The sequence below is a fragment of the Microcoleus anatoxicus genome (assembly GCF_042465725.1).
Taxonomy (GTDB): Bacteria; Cyanobacteriota; Cyanobacteriia; order Cyanobacteriales; family Microcoleaceae; genus Microcoleus; species Microcoleus anatoxicus.
The window spans coordinates 371,801-394,973 of the sequence record NZ_CP120853.1; the positions used below are offsets into that span (position 1 = coordinate 371,801).

Genomic DNA, 23,173 nt, shown 5'->3' on the forward strand with positions numbered 1-23,173 from the left:
TTCAAGGTTCGGATTCGGGACTTTAGTCTTTCTGAATTGCTACCATTACCTGCAAGTTTGTCAACCCTTCAACTTGTTTGCTACCTTCTGAATTCAAGTGAAGTTTTACTTCCACTACTCGGCTGTCCAAGTTTTCTCCCGGTTGGTTGCTAAACACATTTTGTTTGCTGACTTTCAATCCAATCTCTTTAACAACTCCTGGCAATTCTCCGGGAAATGCTTGGCTGGTGACAGTTGCTTTTTGACCGACTTTGATTTTGCTAATATCAGTTTGATAAACTTCGGCTACGACTACCATTTGCTCAGTTTTTCCTACATCCGCAATACCTTCGTCGCTAATTTTTTCGCCTGGGCGAGTATGAATTTTGAGGATTTTTCCGGGAGTTGGGGTGCGGATATAAGCTTGATTTAATTCCGCTTGGGCGCGCTTGACTTGGGCGATCGCACTATTGATTTCTGTTTCGGCTGCTTCTATATCTACCGGGCGTACTTCGGCTATTTTTTCGAGAGTGGCTTTCGCTTCTTCTAGTTGTTGGCTACCACTTCCTTTGATGCGTTTGAGATTGGCTTCGGCTTCATTTAGCTGCTGTTTGGCTGTATTATTAATTCTCGAAAGATTGGCTTGGGCTTCCTTCAGTTGCTGTTTGGCTGTATTGTTGATTCGATCGAGATTTGCTTGGGCTTCTTCAAGTTGCTCTGTTGCTGTACTATTAATCCTGCTGAGATTTGCTTGAGCTTCTTTAACTTGCTGGCTGTTGGTTTCTACTGCTAGCTTTTTGGTATCCATTACGGATTTAGAAATTGCACCTTCGACAACAAGTTGTTGATTTCGCACGTATTCAGATTGTGCATTATTTAACTCTGCTTGCAACTTGTTAATCGCTGCTATTTGTGCTTGTTTTTCTCCTTTCCACTGTGCATTTATGCGGCTAATTGTTGCTGTTTGAGCTTTCTTTTCTCCTTCCCACTGGGCGGTGATTCTGTTAATTGTCGCTTGCTGGGCGCTTCTGTCTCCTTCCCATTGGGCGAGGGTGCGATCGACTGTTGCTTGTTGCGCTGTTTGATTCCCTTGCAATTCTGCTGCTAGCTTGCCAATTGTCGCTGATTGTGCTGCAATTTCTCCTGATTTTGCACCGGCTTTGACTTTTGCTAAATTTGCTTGGGCAACTTTTACTTTTTCTTTGGCTTCGTCTAAGGCAGATTTTAGCCGATCGCCTGCATCCAAAATTGCGATTAACTGCCCAGCTTTCACCGGATCGCCTTCTTTGACTAAAATCTGCGAAATGCGATCGCCATTGAGATTTTGCGATACTCCCAACCGAATCACTTCTCCTTGGGGTTCCAATCTTCCTAAAGCGGTTATTTTCCTAGCTGGAGGAGTTGTTTCCACAGGCAAAGGTTCAGCAGTTTCACTGATAATTCCCGACTGAGAAATTCCATAAAAAGCAGTACCCACGCTAATTAAAGCGCCAGCAATTACTAATCCCGTTACCAATCGATTGTGAGGTTTGATGTAATCTTGAAAGTTCATATATCTCCTCTATTTGACTTGGTTTTTTCTAGATAAGCCACCAACATCTCTTTTAATAAATTCGCTTGCTCTGTGAAAGAAATCCTTTCACCTTGATAAAATCTTCTTCCCAACAAACCATCAATATAGTTGATGATAAATATCGGAATTTCTGGATTGGAGATGCCTAAGTAGCAGCCTACGGCTTCTTCATAGCGCTTTCCTGCTTCCTGAAGTGCCTGATTACTCTCAACCTCTTGCCGAGTTTTGTGATGACAAAAATCAAAGGTTATTGACAAACTTTTGACAATATAATCCTCACTTTTACAGACATATTCCATCAGTTTTTCAATCTTTTCACCTAGGGTTGGTGGATTTCCTAATTCCGCTAGCGCTTCTTCTTTTGTATCTTCATAGCTCAAGTATTCAATTAATTGATCGAATAGGCTTTCTTTACTGGGGAAATAGTGGTAAAGCGTGCCTGTAGAAACTCCAATTTCTGAGGCTATTTCACGCATTGTTACTGAGGAATAGCCTTTTTCGGCAAAGATTTCAAAGCATTGGTTCAACAGTTGTTTGCGGTAGAGTTCGTGGTCAACTATCTTTGGCATAAGGTCGATCGATCTGAAATGGTGGATTTTAGATCCTAGGTTATCGAAAATTTAAAATCGATCGAAACATATTACTATATCGAACATCCGATATACTATAACCTAAGTCCTAGCTTAGGTTTAGCTGTTGAGTTAGGTGTTGGTATATCGAACATTTGTTATAATTAATCTTGCACAAAGTGGTAGATTTTGTCAAGAGGTACAGTAAAATTATTTGAGTCAATGGAAGTGGCAGAAATTAATCCAACTGTATCGATCGCCTTTTTGCACCCTCTGGAAACCAACTATGAAAGTCAGAAACTACGAAATAGGGGATACCGAACAAATTATCAAACTGTTTTATGAAACCGTACACCAAGTAAATATCCAGGATTACACAAAAGCACAAGTAGACGCTTGGGCTCCTGTTGACATCGACCGGGAAAATTGGGTCAAAAGTTTAAGCAATAAATTTACTTTTGTAGCGACAGAAGGTGACATAATTGCAGGTTTTGGAGAACTAGAAATCAACGGTCATATCGATCGCTTTTACTGCCACAAGGACTTTCAAAGGAAAGGAGTAGGCACAAAAATATTAGAACAGATTGAAGCCAAAGCCAAGGAATTAGGACTAAAAACAATATTTACCGAAGCCAGTATTACAGCCAAACCTTTCTTTGACAACCAAAAATTTGTGGTAATTAAACAACAAGAGGTAGCACGGAGAGGGCAAAAATTCATCAACTTTGCCATGACCAAAAATCTCTAACATTTTTATCGCTCAAACTCAGAGGTATAATTTAGAGAGAATGTTTTATCAAGGAGTGGCAATTGTGACAGAAGCTACAAATGTGTTGGGTGGAAAATTAGAAACTTGCTGCACGTCGCCCATGACGGGATATTATCGGGATGGCAAATGCAATACAGGTGGTGGCGACTATGGGGCTCACACAGTTTGTGCTCAATTGACAGCAGATTTTTTGCAATTCAGCAAGTCGAGGGGAAATGATTTGATAACTCCAGTCCCCGCATTTAATTTTCCCGGTTTGAAACCAGGGGATTGCTGGTGTTTATGTGCGTCACGCTGGAAGGAAGCGATGGATGCTGGAGTTGCACCCAAGGTAGTTTTGTCAGCGACTCACGCCTTAACTTTGGAATACGTTTCTTTGGAGGAATTGAAGCAGCACGCTGCTGATTTGTAGGGAAAAATGGTTGACAGTTGACAGTTGACCCTTCGACTCCGCTGCTCCAACCGCGTAGCCGAAGGGTGGAAGGACACGGCGCGCCACAGTTGACAGTTGACCAATAACCAATAACTAATAACTAATAACCAATAACTAATAACCAATAACTAATGACTATATTCAGTATATTTACGCACATTAATCATAACTTTACAATTATGGGATAGAAAAAAGGTGAAGATTACGGAATTGATTTTGGCAAGTCTACCCATAATAGACGTAAAAATACTGATTAGCAGTAATGATTTAGCCTGTTGTCGATCGATTGGGAGCAAAACAGCGCAACGACAGGCAACTCCTAATTGCTTTAAACAAGCTTTATAATATCCCTAATTTACAAAATGAGTATCCCAGTTAACCGTAAGAGTTGACAGGAAAAGTTTATGCTTAAAAAATAGGCTTGCCTAAAAATCAGAGTGCCTCTGGGAGAAACTATGTCACAGTCTAACAAATCAAGCTATTGCTCCTGTGCGAGGGCGCAAACGCCAGACACTACTACTAACTTGCAGCTCATAGTAGAGCAGCTAACAGCAGAATTAAACAACACCCGCGAGCAACTTCAAGGGGAAATCGATCGCCTCAAAACAGCCAACGAGACTTGGCAAAGAGCGATGGGTGTTGCTCCGATTCTGCTATGGGCGACAGACAAAAACGGCAAATTAACGCTTGCCGAAGGCAAAGGACGAGAAAATTTGGGTTTTTCCCCAGAAGAACTCACCAGAACCTCGATTTTTGAAGTCTACAATCACCATCCAGATATCTATGAAAATATGACTTGGGTATTGGCGGGAAACTCACGCTATTGGAATGCCCAACAGGGGGATTTAATATACGAAATTCGATCGACACCTGTATACAATCCCCAGGGCGAAGTTGTCGGTGCTGTCGGTGTTTCTACGGAAATAGGGGATGGATCGCGATCGCCAGCGGCATTGCAAAAAGCAAATCAAGAATTACAACGCCAGCTTCAGCAGCAAACAAAAAACTTTCATGCAGCACTTTACGAAAGCGAAAAAAAGTACCGCAATCTCGTCCAAACCTCCCAAGAATTAATTTGGTCTGTCGATATTCAAGGCTTGTTAACCTTTGTCAATGCCGCCGCCGAACGCATCTACGGTTATGAACCACCAGAAATGATCGGGCGCAGTTTCACGGAATTTTTGCTTCCCGAACACAAACCCTTACAAATACAAATATTTGAACAACTGTTAGATAACACCAGCCTTCAGCCCCCAGCACCTAACTATGCTTACGAAACAGTACATCTTCGCAAAGACGGCACTCCCGTTCACCTGCGGGTAAACAGCATCGTTAACCAAGCCGAAAACGGCACTATTTTAGGACTAACTGGTACGGCGACAGATATTAGCGATCGCAAGCGATCGGAAGAAGCTCTAGAAAAAACAACAGATCAACTTTGGGCAGTTTTAAATGCCGTACCGGGATTAATTTCTTGGATCGATTCAGATTTGCGGTATATAGGAGTCAACCAGCACTTAGCAACTTCATTCAAGCGTTCTCCTGAAAGCTTTGTTGGTGAAGAAATAGGGTTTCTCGAACGAGGATCTAACTTTGGACAACTACTGCGGCAATTTTTTGAAAGTTCAGATCGGGAAACATCGCAAGAAATAGAAATAAAAATTAACGGCTCCCTGCGCAACTATTTAATAGTCGCTCAAAAATATCATCAAGGAACCGCAGCAGTGTCCGTAGGAATCGACATTACCGATCGCAAACGCGCCGAAGCTCAAAAAACCCAATTAATTGCTTCCTTGCAAGAATCAGAACACAAATTTCGGAGCCTTTATGAAGCCACCAGCGACGCAGTAATGTTGCTAAATGAAGAGATGTTTTTTGACTGCAACTTCGCAACATTAAAAATATTTGGATGTAGCAAAAAAGAAGATTTCTATGGTAAACATCCCAGGGATTTATCTCCACCATTTCAGCCTAACGGAGAAGATTCAAAGACTCTTTCTAAACAAAAAATAGCCACAGCCATGGAAACAGGAAGCTGTCGATTTGACTGGGTTCACAAACGACTCGACGGTTCAGAATTTCCCGCAGAAGTGCTGTTAAACAGCATGGAAATTAATGGAGAGAAATTCTTACAAGCAGTAGTGCGCGACATTACAGACCGCAAGCGAGATGAAGATAAAATCAAAGCTTCCCTAGCCGAAAAAGAAGTGCTACTCCAAGAAATTCATCACCGCGTCAAAAACAACCTGCAAGTTATTTCCAGTTTGCTCAAACTTCAGTCTCGCTATATTCAAGATAGCCACGTTACTGAACTGCTAAAAGAAAGCCAAAACCGAGTCAGGTCAATGGCTCTGGTTCACGAACAATTGTATCAATCCAAAGACTTATCAAAGATTGACTTTGCTGATTATATCCACAACCTAGCCCAAAATTTATTCCAAGCCTATGAAATCAATGCCAAAGGAATTAAATTACAAACAAAGATTGCACCATGTTTTCTGAATATTGACACCGCAGTTCCTTGCGGATTAATTATCAACGAATTTGTGACAAATTCCCTAAAGTATGCTTTTCCAGAGCAAAATCAAGGTACAATCAAAATAGATTTCAGTTTCGATGATAACAGGGTCTGCGTGCTAGTTGTTAGCGACAGCGGTATTGGTTTACCAAAAGACTTAGACTATAAAAACTCTCGAACATTGGGGTTGCGTTTAGTCGTATCTTTGGTTAAGCAAATTCGCGGGAATATAGAACTTTTGAAAACTGATGGAACAGCTTTTAAAATAACATTCTCACAACCAGAAATGCACCAGGAGAGCAAACTTAATGTCAAATAATAAGATACTGATAGTAGAAGATGAAAGCATCATTGCTGAAGATCTTTTCGACAGTTTAACAAGTCTGGGATATCAAGTAACTGCGATTGTCTATTCTGGGGAAGAAGCGATTATAGCCGCATCAGAAGTGCGACCAGATTTAGTGTTGATGGATGTGAATTTACAAGGAAAAATAGACGGGATAACAGCGGCAGAAAAAATTAGATCCCGCTTCCAAATCCCAGTGATTTACCTCACAGCTTATGCCGATGAGAATACATTGCGACGAGTGAATTCTACCAAACCTTTTGGTTGCATCATCAAGCCATTTGAAGAAAAAAACTTGCACACAACTATTCAAATAGCCCTTCACCGACATCAGTATGATTGCTTGACAAATCTACCAAATCGTTCCTTGCTGCGAGAAAAGCTAAGTCAGCTATTAAATGAGCAAACAGAATTGTCAGAATTCATTCCGGTTGTCACTCTCAGCTTAGATAAAATTAACCGGATTAATAGTACCTTGGGACACCATATTGGTGATTTAGTAATTTGCAGTATTGCTCAGCGGTTGAATAATTGTACCAATAAAATTCATCTGGTGGCTCGTTTGGAAGCAGCCGAATTTGCGCTGGTTCTCGAACCTGTGAAAGACAAACAGGATGCGGTCAAGATTGTTCACAGCATTTTGGAAATTGTCGCCCAAGCAATCATTGTAGAAAGCAGCGAAGTTTACCTCACGGCTAGTATGGGTATTTCTTTGTATCCGGGCGACGGTAGGGATGCAGAGGATTTGCTAAAAAATGCTTATACAGCTATGTACTATGCTCAGGAAAAAGGTGGAAATAATTATCAATTTCATGCCAGAAATATTGCAGATAATTCTATTAATAAACTAGCTCAAGAAATGAGTCTTCGTAATGCTTTAAAACGGTCGGAATTTGAAGTTTACTATGAGCCTAAAGTAGAAATAAAGACGGGAAAAATAGTGGGTGCAGAAGCTTTAGTGCGTTGGAACCATCCAGAAATGGGACGGGTTTCCCCTGGAGAATTCATTCCAATGGCTGAAGAAATGGGCTTGATTGCGCCTTTGGGGGAATGGGTATTAGAGACGGCTTGTAGGCAAACTAAAGCTTGGCAAGCGCAGGGTTTGGGTCTGCTACGAGTAGCAGTCAACGTGTCAGCCCGCCAGTTCGATCAAAAAAATCTGACGCAAAGAGTCAGTGAAATATTAACAGAAACTGGTCTGGACCCTAAATATCTGGAATTAGAATTGACGGAAAGTCTGGTGTTGCAAGATGAAACGGCAGTATCCCAAGCTTTTAGTGTGTGGAAAAAAATGGGAATTAGGGTGGCAATTGACGATTTTGGCACGGGATATGCCTCCTTAAGTTATTCCAAGCGGTTTCCCTTTGATGTTCTGAAAATAGATAAGAGTTTTATTCGGAATATTACAGAGGATCGTCAGAATGCAGCGATTACGATCGCGATTATTCAAATGGCACACTCGATGAATATGAAGGTGGTGGCTGAGGGGGTAGAAGATGAACAGGAACTTGCTTTTTTGTGTACTCACGATTGTGACGAAATTCAAGGCTATTTTTTCAGCAAGGCTTTGCCCCAGGATGAGTTTGAAGCGCTGTTGAAAAGTGGTAAGCGCTGGGAGTTATGGAAGACGGAAGAAGGAAAAAGAAAAATGCAATAAATCCGATCGCCCTTTAAATCCTGATGGTTGGGCGATCGGAATAAAGCCGATTTGCGAAAGCTTACAGCGGGAACTGCTGTGTATTAAAAACAGCTCATCCCCTGTCTTGTTAGACGGCGGAGAAATTGTCGATAAATCGCCCCGCTGAGAAAACCGCGCGGTGTTAGACTGCCGGAACCGCTACCCGATTCTTGGGAACAATCTGTGGCTGATAGGAAAATACCTCTCGGTCACGGGGATTGACGGTCACTTTGATCCACTGCACGTCGTTGAGGCCATTCGCCACATTGTTGCCAAAGGTCTCGACGCGAGTGAAGTTCTCAAGGCGTTGACCCTCACTATCCAGAAATGGCTTGTCAATGCGGTAGTAGTGCGAGTCGCCATGCACGTAGGCCACCGGCTTACGGAAAGCGATCGTCTCATCGCGAAGCGCGATTAAAAAGTCCTTGTAGCCATCAGGCGTGAGAGTGCCATCAGCCTGCTTATCGGTTTCCACCAGTGTTTTCGGATCGCGCAAAGGCGCTCTGGTGCCATCGGTTAGATCCCACCCCGGATTGGCTTGGGTGATAATCATCACCGCCACTGAATTGCTGTCCTTGGCTGCTTTAAAGCTCTCACGCAACCAGACAATATTGGATTGGTTGCGTGCGTTATACTCAGCCGAGTCAGGTGCGGTGTCACAGAGGTTGTTGCATGAACCGGGAACGTTGAGGGTGACATAGGTAACATTACCGACTGCCCAGCGACGGTTTTCGACACAGGGTACGGCACCCTCAACGCCGAGGCACAGCGGCGCTGTCTGCACTTTCTGGGCTAGCTTACGTTGTCCGAGTGTAAACTTGGTGTTGAAGAATAGCTGACGCTCGCGATCGAGCCGCTCGCGTGATGAGAATCCACCGTTTGCGGGGCGATCGCAGTCAGTCCAATCGTTATCGCCCGGTGTGAAGGCTGCCGGTGCCTTCAGCGCGTTGAAGAATCCGAGGGATTGCTTATAGAAATCTTCGCTACAGGTGGTCGGCGTGACCGAGCCGGGGGTACCACTGCCCGCCTTCAGATCGCCGTCGTGGACTGTAAAGACCAGGTTTTGCGAGTTCATGTCAGCGATCAGGTTCGGAACCCCCGTCAACGCCTGTACGTCTGAGTAGGGAAGATCGCCCCAAAGGCCGATCGCGTATGGCTGGCTCTTGTTCTCCTGTTTGGGATCAGCAGCAGTTGCTACACTGATGGCGGAACTGACCAAGAATGCTAAGATCGCCCATAAACAAATATTACGTAGCACGCGCTTAGTGGTAACGCGCTCAAACACGGAGTAACTAAACTTCATGATATAAATATCCTCAATTATTCTTTGCCTCGGAGAGCGTATGTTGGACAAATAGCTGCTGTCCAAACCATTCAAGCCAAAGATTAGTGTATTGGATATAGTTTATTAAGGAGTTACGAGCAGGTTATTTATGAGTTATGAGTTTGATTTTTGACAGACAATTTAACAACAAGTCCTGATTACGAACCAAAATTCAAAAAATTCGCTCGGCTAACCAGTTTCCCAACCACAGTCCAAAACCAGAAGTAGCCACTAACAGAATAGAGGTGTAAAAGCCATTCCCGGAGACGATCGACCTTTCGGCGGCCACCATCCTCGCCACAACTCCAGCAATAATCCCGATCGCCACCCAAGCCCCATAGACAGCCTTAGAACCCGCCAGTACCAAAGCTAAACCCAGATTCTCGGCACCAGTCAACGCCACCGCACCCGCGATCGCCCCAACTCCCAAGCCAATTAAACCTACAAGCCCCCTAGGGCTGTCAGAATTAACAGATACTTCCCCCATCAGCCCACACAGCAAGCCCACAACCCCCCAACAAATACCCCCCGCCATCGTCCTCATCCAATCCCCAGAAGCACTTCCAGCCATCAATCCCGTCACTGTCGCCACTCCTGCCACAGCCAACACACCAGCCACCAGCCTAGACTCAGCCTCAGAAGTGGCGATCGCCCCCAAGCCAGCCCCAACCAGAGCCCAAACCATCCCTGCGATTGCGCCTCCCGCCTGAAAACCTGCGATCGACCCCCCCACCGCCCCAGCTAAAACAAAAGCCGCCAACCAAACTCTCGCTGTCACCGAGCCCTCCGCCACCAAAATCGCCGCCCACAGCCCATCGGCACCACAGATTAAAGCCCACATCCACAGCGGGGCGACAGATTTGGTCAAAATCCAGCTAGTCAAAGCATAACTGGCAAAGGCGATCGCCAGCGGCCACCAAGGAAAGCCAGAATATTTGGAAGATTGTCGCCTGGGAGTAACAAAGTTTCGCGGTTTGGAATATGGAATCGAAAATTGTTGTTTCCGGTTCGAGGTAGCCTGGGCCTGGCTGGGAGTGTGGAGATTGCCACGTCGCCCTGGAAACCTTTGACGGTTTTCAGCTTTAAATCCTTTCTGGCCTTTCGAGGTAGCTTTTGGAGAATTTTGACTTTTTTTGAAATTAGCCCTAGTTTTTGGCTTGATAAAGCCCCTTCTGTTGAGTTTTTCACGTACAGGTGCAGGGGTTGTTGCTGTCTGAAACGCAGGTTCGATCGCCTTTAATTCCGGCTGACTCAGAAACGACACCAATTGCTCGTAAGCTTGATTAATGTCTGCTAATCTTTGTTGAGCTTTTTGTTGCAGCCGATCGTTGTGGGCAAAGCGATCGGGATGCCACACAAAGGCCAAATCTCTGTAAGCTTGCTTAACTTCTTCTAAGGAGGCTCCAGGCTCAATTTCTAGGATTTCATAGTATTGGTCAATGTCAGCCATAAACTTCGATCTGGAAAAAGTGCGATCGTACTTCAAATCTTCCACTATTCTCAGGCAAACTGCACAGCCCATAAATTTTAGATTGGGGATGTGGAACTTGAGAATTACTGACTCGGAATAAATCGATTCGTCCTTGAGGAACGATGGGGCGACAACTCGCTACAATGAGGAAATACTTTCGTGCGATCGCCCTCAGTGCCAGTGTCCGCCAATAAAACACCCACCTTCATCCTAGTTGACGGCCACTCCCTGGCCTTTCGGTCCTACTTCGCCTTTGCCAAAAGTCGAGATGGAGGTTTGCGAACTAGCACCGGCATTCCCACCAGCGTCTGTTTCGGCTTTCTCAAGTCTCTGTTGGAAGTCATGGCGGCGATCGCACCAGAATACATGGCGATCGCCTTTGACACCGCCACACCCACCTTTCGCCACGAAGCCGACGAAACCTACAAAGCCGGCCGCGCCGAAACCCCAGAAGATTTTATCCCCGATTTGCAAAACCTCCAAGAACTCCTGGGCTATTTAAACTTACCAGCCATCACCGCTCCCGGCTACGAAGCCGACGATGTTTTAGGAACTTTGGCCAACAAAGCCAGCACCTCCGGTTATGATGTCAAAATCCTCACGGGCGATCGAGATTTATTTCAATTAGTAGACACCGCTAAAAAAATCAGCGTTTTATACTTAAGCACAGATGAATTAAGGCGATCGGGAAAAGGCAAATCCCAAGAATACGGTCCCGAACAAGTCCAAGAAAAACTCGGCATATTGCCCGAACAAGTAATAGATTACAAAGCCCTCTGCGGCGACAAATCCGACAACATTCCCGGAGTCAAAGGCATTGGCGACAAAACCGCCATCCAACTCCTAACCACTTACAACACCCTCGACGGAATTTATGCAGCGATCGACGAAATTAAAGGAGCAACCAAGAAAAAGTTAGAAGAAGGAAAAGCAGCAGCCTATCATTCTCAGCACATGGCAACCATCGTCCAAGACGTTCCCTTAGAAGTAGAACTAGAAAATTGCCAGCTCAAAGGTTTTGATGAAGCAGCATTGATACCGATGCTAGAAAAATTAGAATTTAAGACATTTTTAAGCAAAGTCAAACAAATTCAACAACGTTTCGGCGGTGTAGAAGAGAAAGCAGAAGCAATCAGCAATAACCAAGAAAGAGTCTCCTCCAACAGTGGAACAGAAAACTTGCTTGTTACTGTAAATACCAATGACAGTGCCACAGAAAACTTGCCTGTTACTGTAAATACCAATGACAGTGCCACAGAAAACTTACCTGTAGCTCTTGAAAATTCAGAAGACCTATGGTTTTGGAGTTATGCTGATACAACAACAGCCCAGGAAGCAAACAAATTACCAATCAAACCCCGGATAATTCAAAACATAGAACAGTTAAATGAATTAGTCAAACTGCTAGAAACCTGTACAGACAAAACAACACCAGTGGCCTGGGATACCGAAACCACCGCCTTAGAACCACGAGACGCCGAGTTAGTAGGAATTGGCTGTTGTTGGGGAACCGGCGAACAAGATTTAGCCTATATCCCAACCGGACATAAAACAGGCAAAAACTTAGATAAAACCACAGTTTTAAATACTTTGCGTCCGATTTTAGAAAGCGAAAATTATCCCAAAGCGCTGCAAAATGCTAAATTCGATCGCCTCATCTTCCGCTGTCAGGGAATTAAACTAACAGGAGTCATCTTCGACACCATGCTAGCCAGTTATGTACTCAATCCCGAAACCAGCCACAGCCTCAGCGAATTATCCAGGAAATACTTAGGAATTGTCGCCAAAAGCTACAAAGAATTAGTCCCGAAACACAAAACAATTGCTGACATCAGCATTCCCGAAGTAGCAGACTACTGCGGCATGGATGTGTACACCACATTTCAATTAGTAGATAAACTGAGAGCAGAATTAGATGAACAGGACTTACGCACTCCGACTGAAGAAACCGGGTTTTTTACTGAATCTGCTGGTCATAACGAAGTATTTTCGTCAAAAAACCCGGTTTCTGGGCCCCCATCAAAGTCTTTGCATCGGTTACTACTCGATGTCGAACAGCCCTTAGAACCAATTTTAGCAGAAATGGAACATCGCGGCATTCGCATTAATTCAGCCTATCTGCAAGAACTCTCACAACAACTAGAACAGAGATTAGCCAAACTAGAAGAAAACACCTATCAAGCAGCGGGGAGAAAGTTTAATTTAGCTTCCCCAAAACAACTAAGCGAAATCTTATTAGAAAAAATCCCCGAAGAGTTTCAGAAAAAATCTCGCAAAACCAAAACAGGATATTCCACCGATGCCGCTGTTTTAGACAAACTCCAAGGAGACCATCCGATTGTAGATGATTTATTAGAACACCGAACATTATCCAAATTGAAATCTACCTATGTGGATGCTTTGCCGCAGTTAGTGCGGGCGGATACCGGGCGAGTGCATACAGATTTTAACCAGACTGCTACCGGGACGGGCAGGCTTTCTTCTTCCAATCCAAATTTACAGAATATTCCCATCCGTACCGAATTTTCCCGACAAATTCGCAAGGCTTTTTTACCAGAATCAGGTTGGCTGATGGTGTCGGCTGACTATTCTCAAATTGAACTGCGAATTTTAGCTCATTTGAGTCAAGAACCTGTGTTAATCGAAGCTTATCAAAATAACCGAGATGTGCATACAGTCACCGCTCAATTATTATTTGAAAAAGAGGATGTTACGCCGGATGAAAGACGGTTTGGCAAAACGATTAATTTCGGGGTAATTTATGGGATGGGGGCGATTAAGTTTGGCAAATCTATGGGCAAAAGCTCAGCAGATGGTAAAAAGTTTATTGAACGATTTAACCAGCGTTATAGTCAAGTGTTTGAATATTTGGAAAAAGTCAAAAAAGAGGCGATCGCCCTTGGCTATGTTTCCACCATACTCGGCCGCCGCCGCTACTTAAACTTCGATCGCCTCAGCGACTTAAAAGGCACTAACCCCCAAGACATCCACCCCGATAGACTTAAATCTCTCAGTAGAGATGACGCCCAATCTTTGCGGGCGGCAGCCAACGCTCCCATCCAAGGCTCCAGTGCTGATATCATTAAACTTGCCATGATTGAAGTCAACCAAGTTTTGCAAAACTATCAGGCGCGATTGCTACTGCAAGTTCACGACGAATTAATCTTTGAAGTACCTCCCCAGGAATGGGAAGAATTGCAGCCAAAAATCAAAGATGCCATGGAAAATGCCCTACCTCTGAGTGTACCGTTGATAGTTGACATCCACGCGGGCAAAAATTGGATGGAAACCAAATAAAAACCGAGATGAGTCCAAGAAAAATCACAATTTCCCAAACTATGACAAGATTGATTACCTTAAGTATGGTATTCTTACTATTCGGGTGTCCCCAAAAAATAGCAGCGAATAACTATGCTGTCAAACGAGTCAGCGATGGCGATACCCTTGTCGCCCTCGATAGCGCTGGGAAAGATATCAAAGTGCGTTTTGCCTGTGTAGATGCACCGGAAGTTCCCCACACAAATGCTGAAAAGAATAGCAAAGCAGCAGCCCAAAAAAATCAATTTAAGTGGGGAAATTTAGCGCAGCAAAGAACTCAGCAGCTAGTGAAACAAGGAGGCGATCGAGTGGTTTTGACTGTCACCGATACCGATCGCTACGGACGCCAAATCAGCGAAGTTCGCTTACCAAACGGCACATTTGTGCAAGAAGTTTTGACTAGCGAAGGACTAGCCATGGTTTATCGTCCTTACTTAAAAAACTGTCCCAGCGCAAGTATTCTGGAACAAGCCGAAGCCGAAGCTAAGAAAAATCGACGCGGTGTTTGGGGAGATTCCAAGTTTGTGCCAGCTTGGGATTTTCGTAAGAAATGATTTAGTTATTTGTTGTTGACTGTTGACTGTTATTCGACTTTGCCAGTAGAGGAAAGTTGCAAATTTTCAGATATTCCCCCCGTCGTCAGGTGCGGGGGATTTTACATTGACTCCGGGGACTTTTTACCTGGCTGATTTTGGTTAACAGTCCACGGTTAACACTCATGAATTTTGCCAAATGTCAAGTAGAGCAGGTGGCGGAATTATGGAAGGACCCCATAAATAACGAAATTTGTCGATCGACTAACAACTTATTTACGGTCAGGCTGGTATCAATTACAATTTAGATAGTGCCTTTCTGGGTAACGAGTATATTGCCCATGTCTTTAACATTAATCTTGAAAAATCAACTCCAGAACCCTCCTCAAATAGGGTTGAAGCATCTATTCAGTCGCTTGGGTATCAGGCAGAAAATCGGCTGCGGATACGCCTTGGTCATTAGTATTGCAATGTTGGGCGCGGTGGCGGGACGGGTAGTGGAATCCTATTGCAAACACCAGGTTAGGGAACAACTGGCGATCGAGCGAGACAAAGCTGAAATCTTGACCAACCTTAATAATATCGCCCAGGAAGTCAGAATTCACCAGTTGTGGCTGGTGAGTCTGACGAAAAAACCGCAAATTTTCGATCGCGAACGCTCGGACTTTCTCAGTCGCGTGGCTCAGATGAGCGCACAACTAGAACAACTGCAAAGCCTCCCGCAGACTTCAAATCACGGCGTAGTCCAAGATTATCAAAAAATTCAAGAGTTCGCTACAGCCAACAATAAAGTAGTAGAAACTTACTTCCAACAAGTCCAGAAACTATTGGGGAATGAGAAATTATCTGCTTTGAATCCCAAACAGCAGCAGGTGTTCGAGCGCAAGTGGCATAATTTTGCCACAGGCGACAGCGCTTTTAAACTGGAAAAATTTTCCCAGGATTCCGCCCAACTAGCGGGTACTTTTCGCGACAAAGCAGACGAGGTATTTAGAACCTATGACCAAGCTGAAAAACTGGGAACTCTAATTCTCATCTGTTCTCTAGGAATATCAGCAGCGATCGCAGCCATGTTAGCAGCATACACCAGCCGTGCGATCGCCGGCCCCCTAGAAGCCACCACCCTCATCGCTCAGCGAGTTACCGAAGAATCGAACTTTGACCTACAAGCGCCAGTCACCAACGCCGACGAAGTAGGACTGCTAGCAATTTCCCTCAACGAACTCATTCAACGAGTAGCAGAATATACAGAAGACTTGCAGGAAGCAAAAATAGCAGCCGAAGCAGCCAACCGCTCCAAAAGTGCATTTCTCGCCAACATGAGCCACGAACTGCGTACCCCCCTCAACGCCATCATCAACTACAGCGAAATGCTCCAAGAAGATGCTCAAGATTCTGGTTCAGAAGACTTTCTGCCCGACTTACAAAAAATTCAAACAGCAGGCAAACACCTGCTGGATATGATTAGCGATATCCTGGATATTTCCAAAATTGAAGCCGGTCACGTCACCCTTTATTTAGAAAACTTCGATGTAGCAACAATGATTGAAGAAGTGATGACCACGGCTCAACCATTAGTAGAAAAAAAAGGCAATGCTTTAGCACTAAAAACCCAAGGTGAACTAGGTACAATGTACGCAGACCAGCCCAAAGTGCGGCAAATTCTGCTCAACTTGCTCAGCAACGCCGCCAAATTCACCGAAAAAGGTGTGATTACCATTGGGGTAGAAAGAATGAAAATTGAAAAACTCCGACCGACAAAAAGGAATAAAAATAAGGAAGATTCTGTCTCTAATTCATACTATACTGCTCAAGTTTTAGTCTTTCGAGTCACCGACACTGGCATAGGGATGACCGAGGATCAATTACAGCAGATATTTAAGCCTTTTATTCAAGCCGATGCTTCAACTACTCGCAAGTATGGAGGGACTGGTTTGGGCTTGACAATTAGTCAACGTTTGTGTCAAATTCTCGGTGGCGAAATTAGTGTCGAAAGCCAGGATGGTAAAGGTTCAACTTTTACTGTCAGCCTCCCAGAACGGGTGACTATGCAATTATGAAGCCAAAAACAGTGATTTTGACACGGATACACGAATTAATTATTGAGTAATCCCAACATTATCTGCGATCGACTGCGAAAAAGGACGGAAATCCTATCTTCAGATAGCGGAATACCGATCGCCCGATCGCCACTAACTCCCTAAAATGACAATTATACGGCGATCGAGCATTAGCCTTTACAATATCGCTCTTTTAAAATTCAGGGAATTAAAATTTATGCAACCGAATAATCCAAACCAATTTACCGAAAAAGCCTGGGAAGCCCTCAGTCGCACCCCCGAACTCGTCAAAGCAGCCCAGCAGCAGCAGCTAGAAAGCGAACACTTGATGAAGGCTTTGCTGGAACAAGAATCGGGACTTGCTATCAGCTTATTTAACAAAGCAGGCGTAACATTAGCAAAATTGCGCGATCGCACCGATGAGTTTATCAGCCGCCAGCCGAAAATCTCTGGAAGCACCAACAATGTTTATCTCGGCCGTTCTCTCGACTCTTTACTCGATCGCGCCGAAACTTATCGAAAAGACTACGGTGATGAATTTATTTCCGTCGAACACCTGATACTAGGATACGTCAAAGACGATCGCTTTGGCAAAAATCTGTTACAAGAATTTAAACTAGATGAAGCCAAACTCAAAGAAATAATTACCCAAGTCCGAGGAAACAACAAAGTGACCGATCAAAATCCAGAAGGCAAATACGAAGCGCTGGAAAAATACGGCCGAGACTTGACAGAAGCAGCGCGTCAAGGCAAACTCGATCCAGTCATCGGACGAGATGACGAAATCCGCCGCACGATTCAAATATTGAGCCGTCGCACCAAAAACAACCCCGTATTAATCGGAGAACCGGGAGTAGGAAAAACTGCGATCGCCGAAGGACTCGCCCAGCGAATTATCACCGGAGATGTGCCACAATCTCTCAAAGACAGACAATTAATCAGCTTAGATATGGGCGCATTAATTGCCGGTGCCAAATTCCGAGGAGAATTTGAAGAACGCTTGAAAGCAGTCCTCAAAGAAGTGATGGATAGCAACGGGAAAGTCATCTTATTTATCGATGAAATTCACACCGTTGTCGGTGCCGGTGCTACACAAGGATCAATGGATGCAGGCAACTTATTGAAACCGATGTTGGCGAGGGGAGAATTGCGCTGTATCGGCGCTACAACTCTCGACGAATACCGCAAGTATCTGGAAAAAGATGCAGCCCTAGAACGCCGTTTTCAACAGGTTTATGTTGACCAACCAACAGTTGAAGATACTATCTCAATTTTGCGGGGTTTGAAGGAACGCTACGAAGTGCATCACGGCGTTAAAATTTCCGACAATGCGTTAGTGGCGGCGGCTACTTTGTCAACTCGATATATTAGCGATCGCTTCCTCCCTGACAAAGCCATTGATTTAATGGACGAAGCGGCGGCTAAACTCAAAATGGAGATTACTTCCAAGCCGGAAGAACTAGACGAAATCGATCGCAAGGTTTTGCAGCTAGAAATGGAAAGACTGTCGCTGCAAAAAGAAAGCAATGCTGCATCGATCGACCGTTTAGAAAGACTAGAAAAAGACTTAGCAAATCTCAAGGAACAACAAAGCGGTTTGAACGCGCAATGGCAATCGGAAAAAGGTGTCATCGACAGCATTCAAAAGATTAAAGAACAGATTGACAAGGTGAATATTGAAATTCAACAAGCTGAGTTAAAATACGATCTTAACCGCGCTGCTGAGTTGAAATATAGCAAATTAACCGAGTTGCAAAAACAACTGGAAGAAGCTGAAAGTAAACTGACAGCAAGTCAAATTACAGGTAAAACTCTGCTGCGGGAAGAAGTCACCGAATCTGATATTGCCGAGATTATTTCTAAGTGGACGGGAATTCCGATTAGCAAGTTAGTTGAATCGGAAATGCAGAAACTTTTACAATTGGAAGATGAACTGCACAAGCGGGTGATTGGGCAGGATGAAGCGGTGACGGCGGTTGCAGATGCAATTGTGCGATCGCGGGCAGGTTTAGCCGATCCAAATCGTCCGGTTGCTAGTTTTATCTTCCTCGGCCCCACGGGTGTGGGCAAAACCGAATTAGCCAAAGCCTTAGCGTCTTATCTGTTTGATACAGAAGAGGCGATCGTGCGAATTGATATGTCGGAATACATGGAAAAACACGCAGTTTCGCGGTTGATTGGTGCGCCTCCGGGATACGTCGGCTACGATGAAGGTGGACAATTAACTGAGGCTGTGCGCCGCCGTCCTTACTCGGTGATTCTATTTGATGAAATCGAGAAAGCGCACCCGGATGTATTCAATATCATGCTGCAAATTCTCGACGACGGCCGCGTTACCGACGCTCAAGGTCACACAGTAGATTTCAAGAATTCTGTGATTATTATGACATCGAATGTAGGCTCTCAATACATTTTAGATGTGGCGGGAGATGAGGAACAAATGCGGAGTCGGGTGATGGAAGCGATGCGGGGAACTTTCCGCCCGGAATTCTTGAACCGGATTGATGAGATGATTATTTTCCACAGTTTAACTAAGGCCCAATTGCGGCAGATTGTGCTATTGCAAGTGAAGCGGTTGGAAAAACGTTTGGCCGATCGCAAAATGTCTCTAAAATTGTCGGAATCTGCTCTTGATTTCTTAGCAGAAATAGGCTATGACCCGGTGTATGGTGCGCGGCCTTTGAAGCGGGGAATTCAGCGGGAATTGGAAACGCAAATGGCGAAGGGTATTTTGCGGGGAGATTTTGTTGATGGGGATACGATTTTTGTGGATATCGAGAATGAAAGGTTGGCGTTTAAAAGGTTGCCGGCCGAGTTGGTGACAGTTAAATAATCTTAGTAAGGTGGGCTGAGGCTCACCTTATTTTTTTGAGGAGCGATCGTTCTTTTTTTAACAGCAGGTAATATAAAATCCTGTCTTCATCGTCCTGTATTAAACTCTCTCTTCTCTTCCTTCGCGTCCTTCGCGCCTTCGCGGTTAAATCATTCCGATACAACCGGAATTGATATAAATGGCGGGCGGGAAGCCCGCGCCACAAGGGATGGGGCATCGCTTAAGGGCGATCGCTTTCTGATTTATCTTTTTTCAACTCTTGGCGCTCTCGAACAGATTTCGTCAGCAGGTACGTTGCCAAACTGCTAACGGATCTGCTGTCTTCTTCTGTCCATTCTTCGAGAGCTTTTTGAATCTCTTCTGGTAGGTATGCGGTAACTCGTCCCCGTGAAGCCATTGGTTGCACTACAAAACTTCTCAACACAGTCCATCTTACGCTGTGGCCATCGCTTAAGGGCGATCGCCTTCTGATTCGTCCTTTTTCTGTTCTTGGCGCTCTTGGCGCTCTCTGACTGCTTTAGCTGCCACATGGGAGAGCAGGTTTGCGAGTGTTCTATCTTCCTGTTGGGCCCATTCGGACAGGGCTTGATGAACGTCTTCTGGCAGTGTAACTGTTACTCGCATACGTGAAGGCATTGGCTGGCATGATTTTACTTCTATTGTCTTAAATTTTACACTCTAACGTCATTAGATATATCTTTGTGTCATTTGATGTTTTTAACATCAAACTATGCTATTAGTGTATATAAGGCTCAGGCCTTAAAACGTCAGAAGCCAGCCCCTTACTGTGGAAGGTTCCGGGCTGGCTCTGGCTCCAAAAATATCAATGGAGACGAGTTCTATGTTGACATATAAAGACCGCTTGTGCTGTTGGGCGATCGCCCGTTTGTTACCCTCTCATCAATGGATAATTGTTGCCCGCTTCCGCAGCCGTTCCGATGCAGACGGGCATTTTCAGTTTTTGCGTCAAACTATACCTCACGTTAAGTTTGAGGTTGTGTTCGATTTAAGCGGGGACAGCAACCGTTTATCGGCGTTGGGCCGCTCTGCCAATTCCCTCGCCAGCGGGTTATAAATGGTAATTTTTGAGGCGGTTTCAGTTAACTAAACATTGGCGATCGCACTTTTTGTTAGTAAGTGCGATCGACCGCATCATCTTAGCCAAATCATAATTTACACTGGCTGGCCTCAAGACTAAAATTCTCCGAACAGGACTTTATCCACCCTGGGCTGTGGTAAAATTATCGTATTCACAACACTCACCCGTTAGTTAAAAATATGCGATCGAAACTAGAACAAATTACGCTTCAAGACAGAAATGCTGCTGAAATGGAAATTCGGGACAAGCGGCACCAAATTAATTACGATACAAAACAGTATCCACTCGAAATACTGGTTCAAAAATATATGGAAGGAATTGACGATGATACTAATAAGTTGTTTATTCCAGATTACCAACGTGAAATGACTTGGGATGAAGCCAGGCAATCAAAGTTTATCGAGTCTGTAATCTTGGGGCTGCCAATACCTTATCTATTCGTTGCCGACATCGGCGATCGTGAAAATGATGAATCACGTTTAGAGATGGTAGATGGTGCAGAACGAATTCTTACTCTAACCAGATTTGTCAACAACGAATTAACCTTAAGTGGACTAGAAAAATTAGAACATTTAAATGGATTTAAGTTTGCTGATTTACTCCTTCCTCGTCAGAGGAACTTCAACCGAACTACACTTCGGGTGATCGAACTAATAAAAACTCCAAATCAGGAATTCCGAAGAGATTTATTTGAACGGATACAATCTTTTTAATAGCAAAGCAAATACATTTGAAAGACTCCACAAAATCTCTTGTTATTACTTTGAGAAATCCAAAAACTATTGTGTGTATTGAATAGGTCTACGATCGACTGCTAGGATAATCATGGAAACTGTACTCTTCGACTTTAATACACGCACTAAAGAGGTGCATGATTACTTTATTTTTGTGGAGAGCTTGGAAAAACAAACAATGAAGTTAGCTGTATTCGATTCTGTTGGCACATACAAAATACAAAGCCTCAATCCTGAGTTAGCAAAAACTCTCAAATCTAATATTTTCTTGTTACTATATAATTTAGTTGAATCCACTATGCGAAATGCGATTGAAGCCATATTCGATGAGTTAAAAAATAAAGCAATCTCTTTTGACGATCTCAAACCAAAAATCAAAATGATTGTCCTCCAAAATCTTAAAAATCGTTCTCCTAAGAAAATTCATTTAACAATCAACCAAATTTCTACAGATATCATCACAGCTACATTTGAGCGTGAAGAACTATTTTCAGGAAATGTGGATGCTAGGTTAATTAAAGAAATAGCCGAAAACTATGGTTTTTCATATCAAACAGACTTTACTAAGACAAAGAATGGGCAAAATCTTGTAGTTGTTAAAAGGAACAGGAATGATTTGGCGCATGGGATTAAGTCTTTCGAGGAATTGGGTCACGATCAGGCTATTGAGGAACTATTAGAAATTAAGGAAGAAGTCGTAGAGTATTTGACGCAAATACTGGAAAATATCAGAGATTATCTTGACAATGAAGAGTATTTGGAGTTACCCACAGTTAATCCTTAATTTCTATTTTCTTGAGTCCGCGCAGGCGGACTTTGTTTTTGTAGACGCGATTTCAATCGCCGAGTGACTTTGTTTTTGTAGACGCGATTTCAATCGCCGAGTGACTTTGTTTTTGTAGACGCGATTTCAATCGCCGAGTGACTTTGTTTTTGTAGACGCGATTTCAATCGCCGAGTTACTTCCGCACCATCACAGACTTAATCACAGCATTCGACTGATACTTCTTAGTCTGATAAAAACCCCCTTGACCAGCGCCATAAACTCCCGCAAATTGCTTCCCTTCAGCCTTGGGTACAAACATAATTTTGTTAGTGGGTTGCTTGGCAAAAACCACATTTTCTCTCATTTCATTATCCACATTATAAGATAAAGTAGCTTTGCCGTAAATTGCCTCAGCTTGTTTGAGAGTCATTCCAGGCCCGACGCCCTGAGCTGTTTTATAATTGGGATTGTCAGTCATCAATAGTTCAATGACATCCGTATCTTTCAGCTTAGTACCCGCAGCATAAATAATCCGATATTGCACTTTTCCCGACTGGCTGAGGGCCACAGCATCAAAGTCAACCATAAAAGGAGACTGAACCTTAAACTGCGCCGTCGCACCCAAAGTCTTTTTCAGTTGTCCGAAAGTCATCCCCACCTGGGCCGCTCCCATTGTGCGATCGCTAATTGCTACACTTGCAGAAGCAGCTTTTTGAGCAGCATTAGCCACTTTTGGCTGCGCATTGGTACCCACACGCGCCACAGCGACACCGGGATTTGACATTGCTCCCAAATAAGAGCCGATCGCCAACAAAACAGCTATCATCGATCCAGACAAAACTTTAATATTCAACATGACTAATTCTCCTAGATTTCAAATGCGACTATCTACCCGCATATTTTGGGCTATATTGGGCATCACCTTGTTAGTTTGGATTCTCAGAGGCGTTGGCCTCTTGACATTCATTCCGGGTGTGGTGATTTGGATACTGATTTTGCTGTCTTTTGTCGCGGGTATCCTCACCACTCTACTGCGTAGGTAATTTGGTATCCGGTAAGTAATAACAGTTATTGATTATTGGTTATTGGTTATTGGTCGCAAATCACAAATAACTACTGACAACAACCCATTCCCCATTCCCCATTCCCCATTCCCCATTCCCCATTCCC

At 44.0% G+C, this 23,173-nt stretch carries 19 protein-coding genes; 12 read left to right on the forward strand and 7 right to left on the reverse strand.

All coding sequences use genetic code 11. From position 1 onward, the window contains the following. Positions 1–22 precede the first annotated feature (22 nt). A complete protein-coding gene (locus P2A85_RS01660) occupies positions 23–1,531 on the reverse strand; it encodes an HlyD family efflux transporter periplasmic adaptor subunit (RefSeq protein WP_377477189.1) in 1,509 nt (502 codons plus the stop codon). Then, the gene (locus P2A85_RS01665; RefSeq protein WP_377477190.1) at positions 1,528–2,121 is read right to left on the reverse strand and encodes a TetR/AcrR family transcriptional regulator; all 594 of its coding nucleotides are present in this window, start codon (positions 2,119–2,121) and stop codon (positions 1,528–1,530) included. The genes P2A85_RS01660 and P2A85_RS01665 overlap by 4 nt, the downstream gene beginning before the upstream one ends. A 214-nt stretch (positions 2,122–2,335) precedes the next feature. On the opposite strand from P2A85_RS01665, the gene P2A85_RS01670 reads away from it, so the two are divergent. From P2A85_RS01670 to P2A85_RS01685, 4 genes are all read left to right on the forward strand, one after another. Continuing rightward, positions 2,336–2,869 carry a GNAT family N-acetyltransferase gene (locus P2A85_RS01670; RefSeq protein WP_377477191.1) on the forward strand — a complete coding sequence of 178 codons (534 nt, stop codon included), beginning with the start codon at positions 2,336–2,338 and terminating at the stop codon, positions 2,867–2,869. A 40-nt stretch (positions 2,870–2,909) separates the two neighbouring features. Continuing rightward, positions 2,910–3,302, forward strand: a complete 393-nt coding sequence (locus P2A85_RS01675) for a DUF2237 family protein (RefSeq protein WP_377477192.1) — start codon at positions 2,910–2,912, stop codon at positions 3,300–3,302. Positions 3,303–3,778: 476 nt separating this feature from the next. Continuing rightward, on the forward strand, positions 3,779–6,160 hold the full coding sequence (locus tag P2A85_RS01680) for a PAS domain S-box protein (protein WP_377477193.1): 2,382 nt from the start codon (positions 3,779–3,781) through the stop codon (positions 6,158–6,160). Beyond that, positions 6,150–7,844 (forward strand): putative bifunctional diguanylate cyclase/phosphodiesterase, encoded by a 1,695-nt coding sequence (locus P2A85_RS01685; RefSeq protein ID WP_377477194.1) that lies wholly within the window; start codon positions 6,150–6,152, stop codon positions 7,842–7,844. The genes P2A85_RS01680 and P2A85_RS01685 overlap by 11 nt, the downstream gene beginning before the upstream one ends. A gap of 163 nt (positions 7,845–8,007) precedes the next feature. Here P2A85_RS01685 and P2A85_RS01690 read toward each other — a convergent pair whose 3' ends face one another. Together P2A85_RS01690 and P2A85_RS01695 are read right to left on the reverse strand one after the other, a co-directional pair. Continuing rightward, positions 8,008–9,168, reverse strand: coding sequence for a hypothetical protein (locus P2A85_RS01690; protein WP_377477195.1), 1,161 nt, complete (start codon positions 9,166–9,168; stop codon positions 8,008–8,010). Positions 9,169–9,361: 193 nt separating this feature from the next. Further along, complete coding sequence (locus tag P2A85_RS01695; protein WP_377477196.1) at positions 9,362–10,711, reverse strand: DnaJ domain-containing protein; 1,350 nt, start codon at positions 10,709–10,711, stop codon at positions 9,362–9,364. Between the two features lie 108 nt (positions 10,712–10,819). Here P2A85_RS01695 and polA point away from each other — a divergent pair, with 108 nt between their 5' ends. From polA to clpB, 4 genes are all read left to right on the forward strand, one after another. Then, the gene (gene polA, locus P2A85_RS01700) at positions 10,820–13,957 is read left to right on the forward strand and encodes a DNA polymerase I (RefSeq protein WP_377477197.1); all 3,138 of its coding nucleotides are present in this window, start codon (positions 10,820–10,822) and stop codon (positions 13,955–13,957) included. 8 nt (positions 13,958–13,965) lie between these two features. After that, positions 13,966–14,532, forward strand: coding sequence for a thermonuclease family protein (locus P2A85_RS01705; protein WP_377477198.1), 567 nt, complete (start codon positions 13,966–13,968; stop codon positions 14,530–14,532). A gap of 320 nt (positions 14,533–14,852) precedes the next feature. Further along, entirely contained in the window at positions 14,853–16,571 is a 1,719-nt protein-coding gene (locus tag P2A85_RS01710) for an ATP-binding protein (protein ID WP_377477199.1), read from the forward strand. A 217-nt stretch (positions 16,572–16,788) separates the two neighbouring features. After that, positions 16,789–19,404 carry an ATP-dependent chaperone ClpB gene (gene clpB / locus P2A85_RS01715; RefSeq protein WP_377477200.1) on the forward strand — a complete coding sequence of 872 codons (2,616 nt, stop codon included), beginning with the start codon at positions 16,789–16,791 and terminating at the stop codon, positions 19,402–19,404. Between the two features lie 220 nt (positions 19,405–19,624). On the opposite strand, the gene P2A85_RS01720 is transcribed toward clpB, so the two are convergent. Together P2A85_RS01720 and P2A85_RS01725 are read right to left on the reverse strand one after the other, a co-directional pair. Continuing rightward, a complete protein-coding gene (locus P2A85_RS01720; protein ID WP_377477201.1) occupies positions 19,625–19,828 on the reverse strand; it encodes a hypothetical protein in 204 nt (67 codons plus the stop codon). 26 nt (positions 19,829–19,854) lie between these two features. Beyond that, positions 19,855–20,040 carry a hypothetical protein gene (locus tag P2A85_RS01725; RefSeq protein WP_371115637.1) on the reverse strand — a complete coding sequence of 62 codons (186 nt, stop codon included), beginning with the start codon at positions 20,038–20,040 and terminating at the stop codon, positions 19,855–19,857. Between the two features lie 205 nt (positions 20,041–20,245). On the opposite strand from P2A85_RS01725, the gene P2A85_RS01730 reads away from it, so the two are divergent. From P2A85_RS01730 to P2A85_RS01740, 3 genes are all read left to right on the forward strand, one after another. Further along, entirely contained in the window at positions 20,246–20,479 is a 234-nt protein-coding gene (locus P2A85_RS01730) for a hypothetical protein (RefSeq protein WP_377477202.1), read from the forward strand. A 203-nt stretch (positions 20,480–20,682) separates the two neighbouring features. After that, positions 20,683–21,216: a DUF262 domain-containing protein gene (locus P2A85_RS01735; protein WP_096829279.1), complete on the forward strand. Its 534-nt coding sequence runs from the start codon at positions 20,683–20,685 to the stop codon at positions 21,214–21,216. 112 nt (positions 21,217–21,328) lie between these two features. Next, a complete protein-coding gene (locus P2A85_RS01740; protein ID WP_377477203.1) occupies positions 21,329–22,021 on the forward strand; it encodes an MAE_28990/MAE_18760 family HEPN-like nuclease in 693 nt (230 codons plus the stop codon). A gap of 175 nt (positions 22,022–22,196) precedes the next feature. On the opposite strand, the gene P2A85_RS01745 is transcribed toward P2A85_RS01740, so the two are convergent. Beyond that, the gene (locus P2A85_RS01745; protein WP_377477204.1) at positions 22,197–22,859 is read right to left on the reverse strand and encodes a hypothetical protein; all 663 of its coding nucleotides are present in this window, start codon (positions 22,857–22,859) and stop codon (positions 22,197–22,199) included. On the opposite strand from P2A85_RS01745, the gene P2A85_RS01750 reads away from it, so the two are divergent. After that, complete coding sequence (locus tag P2A85_RS01750; protein WP_340517244.1) at positions 22,858–23,046, forward strand: hypothetical protein; 189 nt, start codon at positions 22,858–22,860, stop codon at positions 23,044–23,046. The genes P2A85_RS01745 and P2A85_RS01750 overlap by 2 nt on opposite strands. The last annotated feature ends 127 nt before the right edge of the window (positions 23,047–23,173 follow it).

Excerpts from the sequence above, each read along its gene's own strand:
- P2A85_RS01660 (WP_377477189.1), bottom strand. The coding sequence starts at position 1,531 with ATGAACTTTCAAGATTACATCAAACCTCACAATCGATTGGTAACGGGA.
- P2A85_RS01665 (WP_377477190.1), bottom strand. The coding sequence starts at position 2,121 with ATGCCAAAGATAGTTGACCACGAACTCTACCGCAAACAACTGTTGAAC.
- P2A85_RS01675 (WP_377477192.1), top strand. The coding sequence starts at position 2,910 with ATGTTTTATCAAGGAGTGGCAATTGTGACAGAAGCTACAAATGTGTTG.
- P2A85_RS01680 (WP_377477193.1), top strand. The coding sequence starts at position 3,779 with ATGTCACAGTCTAACAAATCAAGCTATTGCTCCTGTGCGAGGGCGCAA.
- P2A85_RS01685 (WP_377477194.1), top strand. The coding sequence starts at position 6,150 with ATGTCAAATAATAAGATACTGATAGTAGAAGATGAAAGCATCATTGCT.
- P2A85_RS01690 (WP_377477195.1), bottom strand. The coding sequence starts at position 9,168 with ATGAAGTTTAGTTACTCCGTGTTTGAGCGCGTTACCACTAAGCGCGTG.
- P2A85_RS01695 (WP_377477196.1), bottom strand. The coding sequence starts at position 10,711 with ATGGGCTGTGCAGTTTGCCTGAGAATAGTGGAAGATTTGAAGTACGAT.
- P2A85_RS01705 (WP_377477198.1), top strand. The coding sequence starts at position 13,966 with ATGAGTCCAAGAAAAATCACAATTTCCCAAACTATGACAAGATTGATT.
- P2A85_RS01710 (WP_377477199.1), top strand. The coding sequence starts at position 14,853 with ATGTCTTTAACATTAATCTTGAAAAATCAACTCCAGAACCCTCCTCAA.
- clpB (WP_377477200.1), top strand. The coding sequence starts at position 16,789 with ATGCAACCGAATAATCCAAACCAATTTACCGAAAAAGCCTGGGAAGCC.
- P2A85_RS01725 (WP_371115637.1), bottom strand. The coding sequence starts at position 20,040 with ATGCCTTCACGTATGCGAGTAACAGTTACACTGCCAGAAGACGTTCAT.
- P2A85_RS01730 (WP_377477202.1), top strand. The coding sequence starts at position 20,246 with ATGTTGACATATAAAGACCGCTTGTGCTGTTGGGCGATCGCCCGTTTG.
- P2A85_RS01735 (WP_096829279.1), top strand. The coding sequence starts at position 20,683 with ATGCGATCGAAACTAGAACAAATTACGCTTCAAGACAGAAATGCTGCT.
- P2A85_RS01740 (WP_377477203.1), top strand. The coding sequence starts at position 21,329 with ATGGAAACTGTACTCTTCGACTTTAATACACGCACTAAAGAGGTGCAT.
- P2A85_RS01750 (WP_340517244.1), top strand. The coding sequence starts at position 22,858 with ATGACTAATTCTCCTAGATTTCAAATGCGACTATCTACCCGCATATTT.
- P2A85_RS01745 (WP_377477204.1), bottom strand. The coding sequence starts at position 22,859 with ATGTTGAATATTAAAGTTTTGTCTGGATCGATGATAGCTGTTTTGTTG.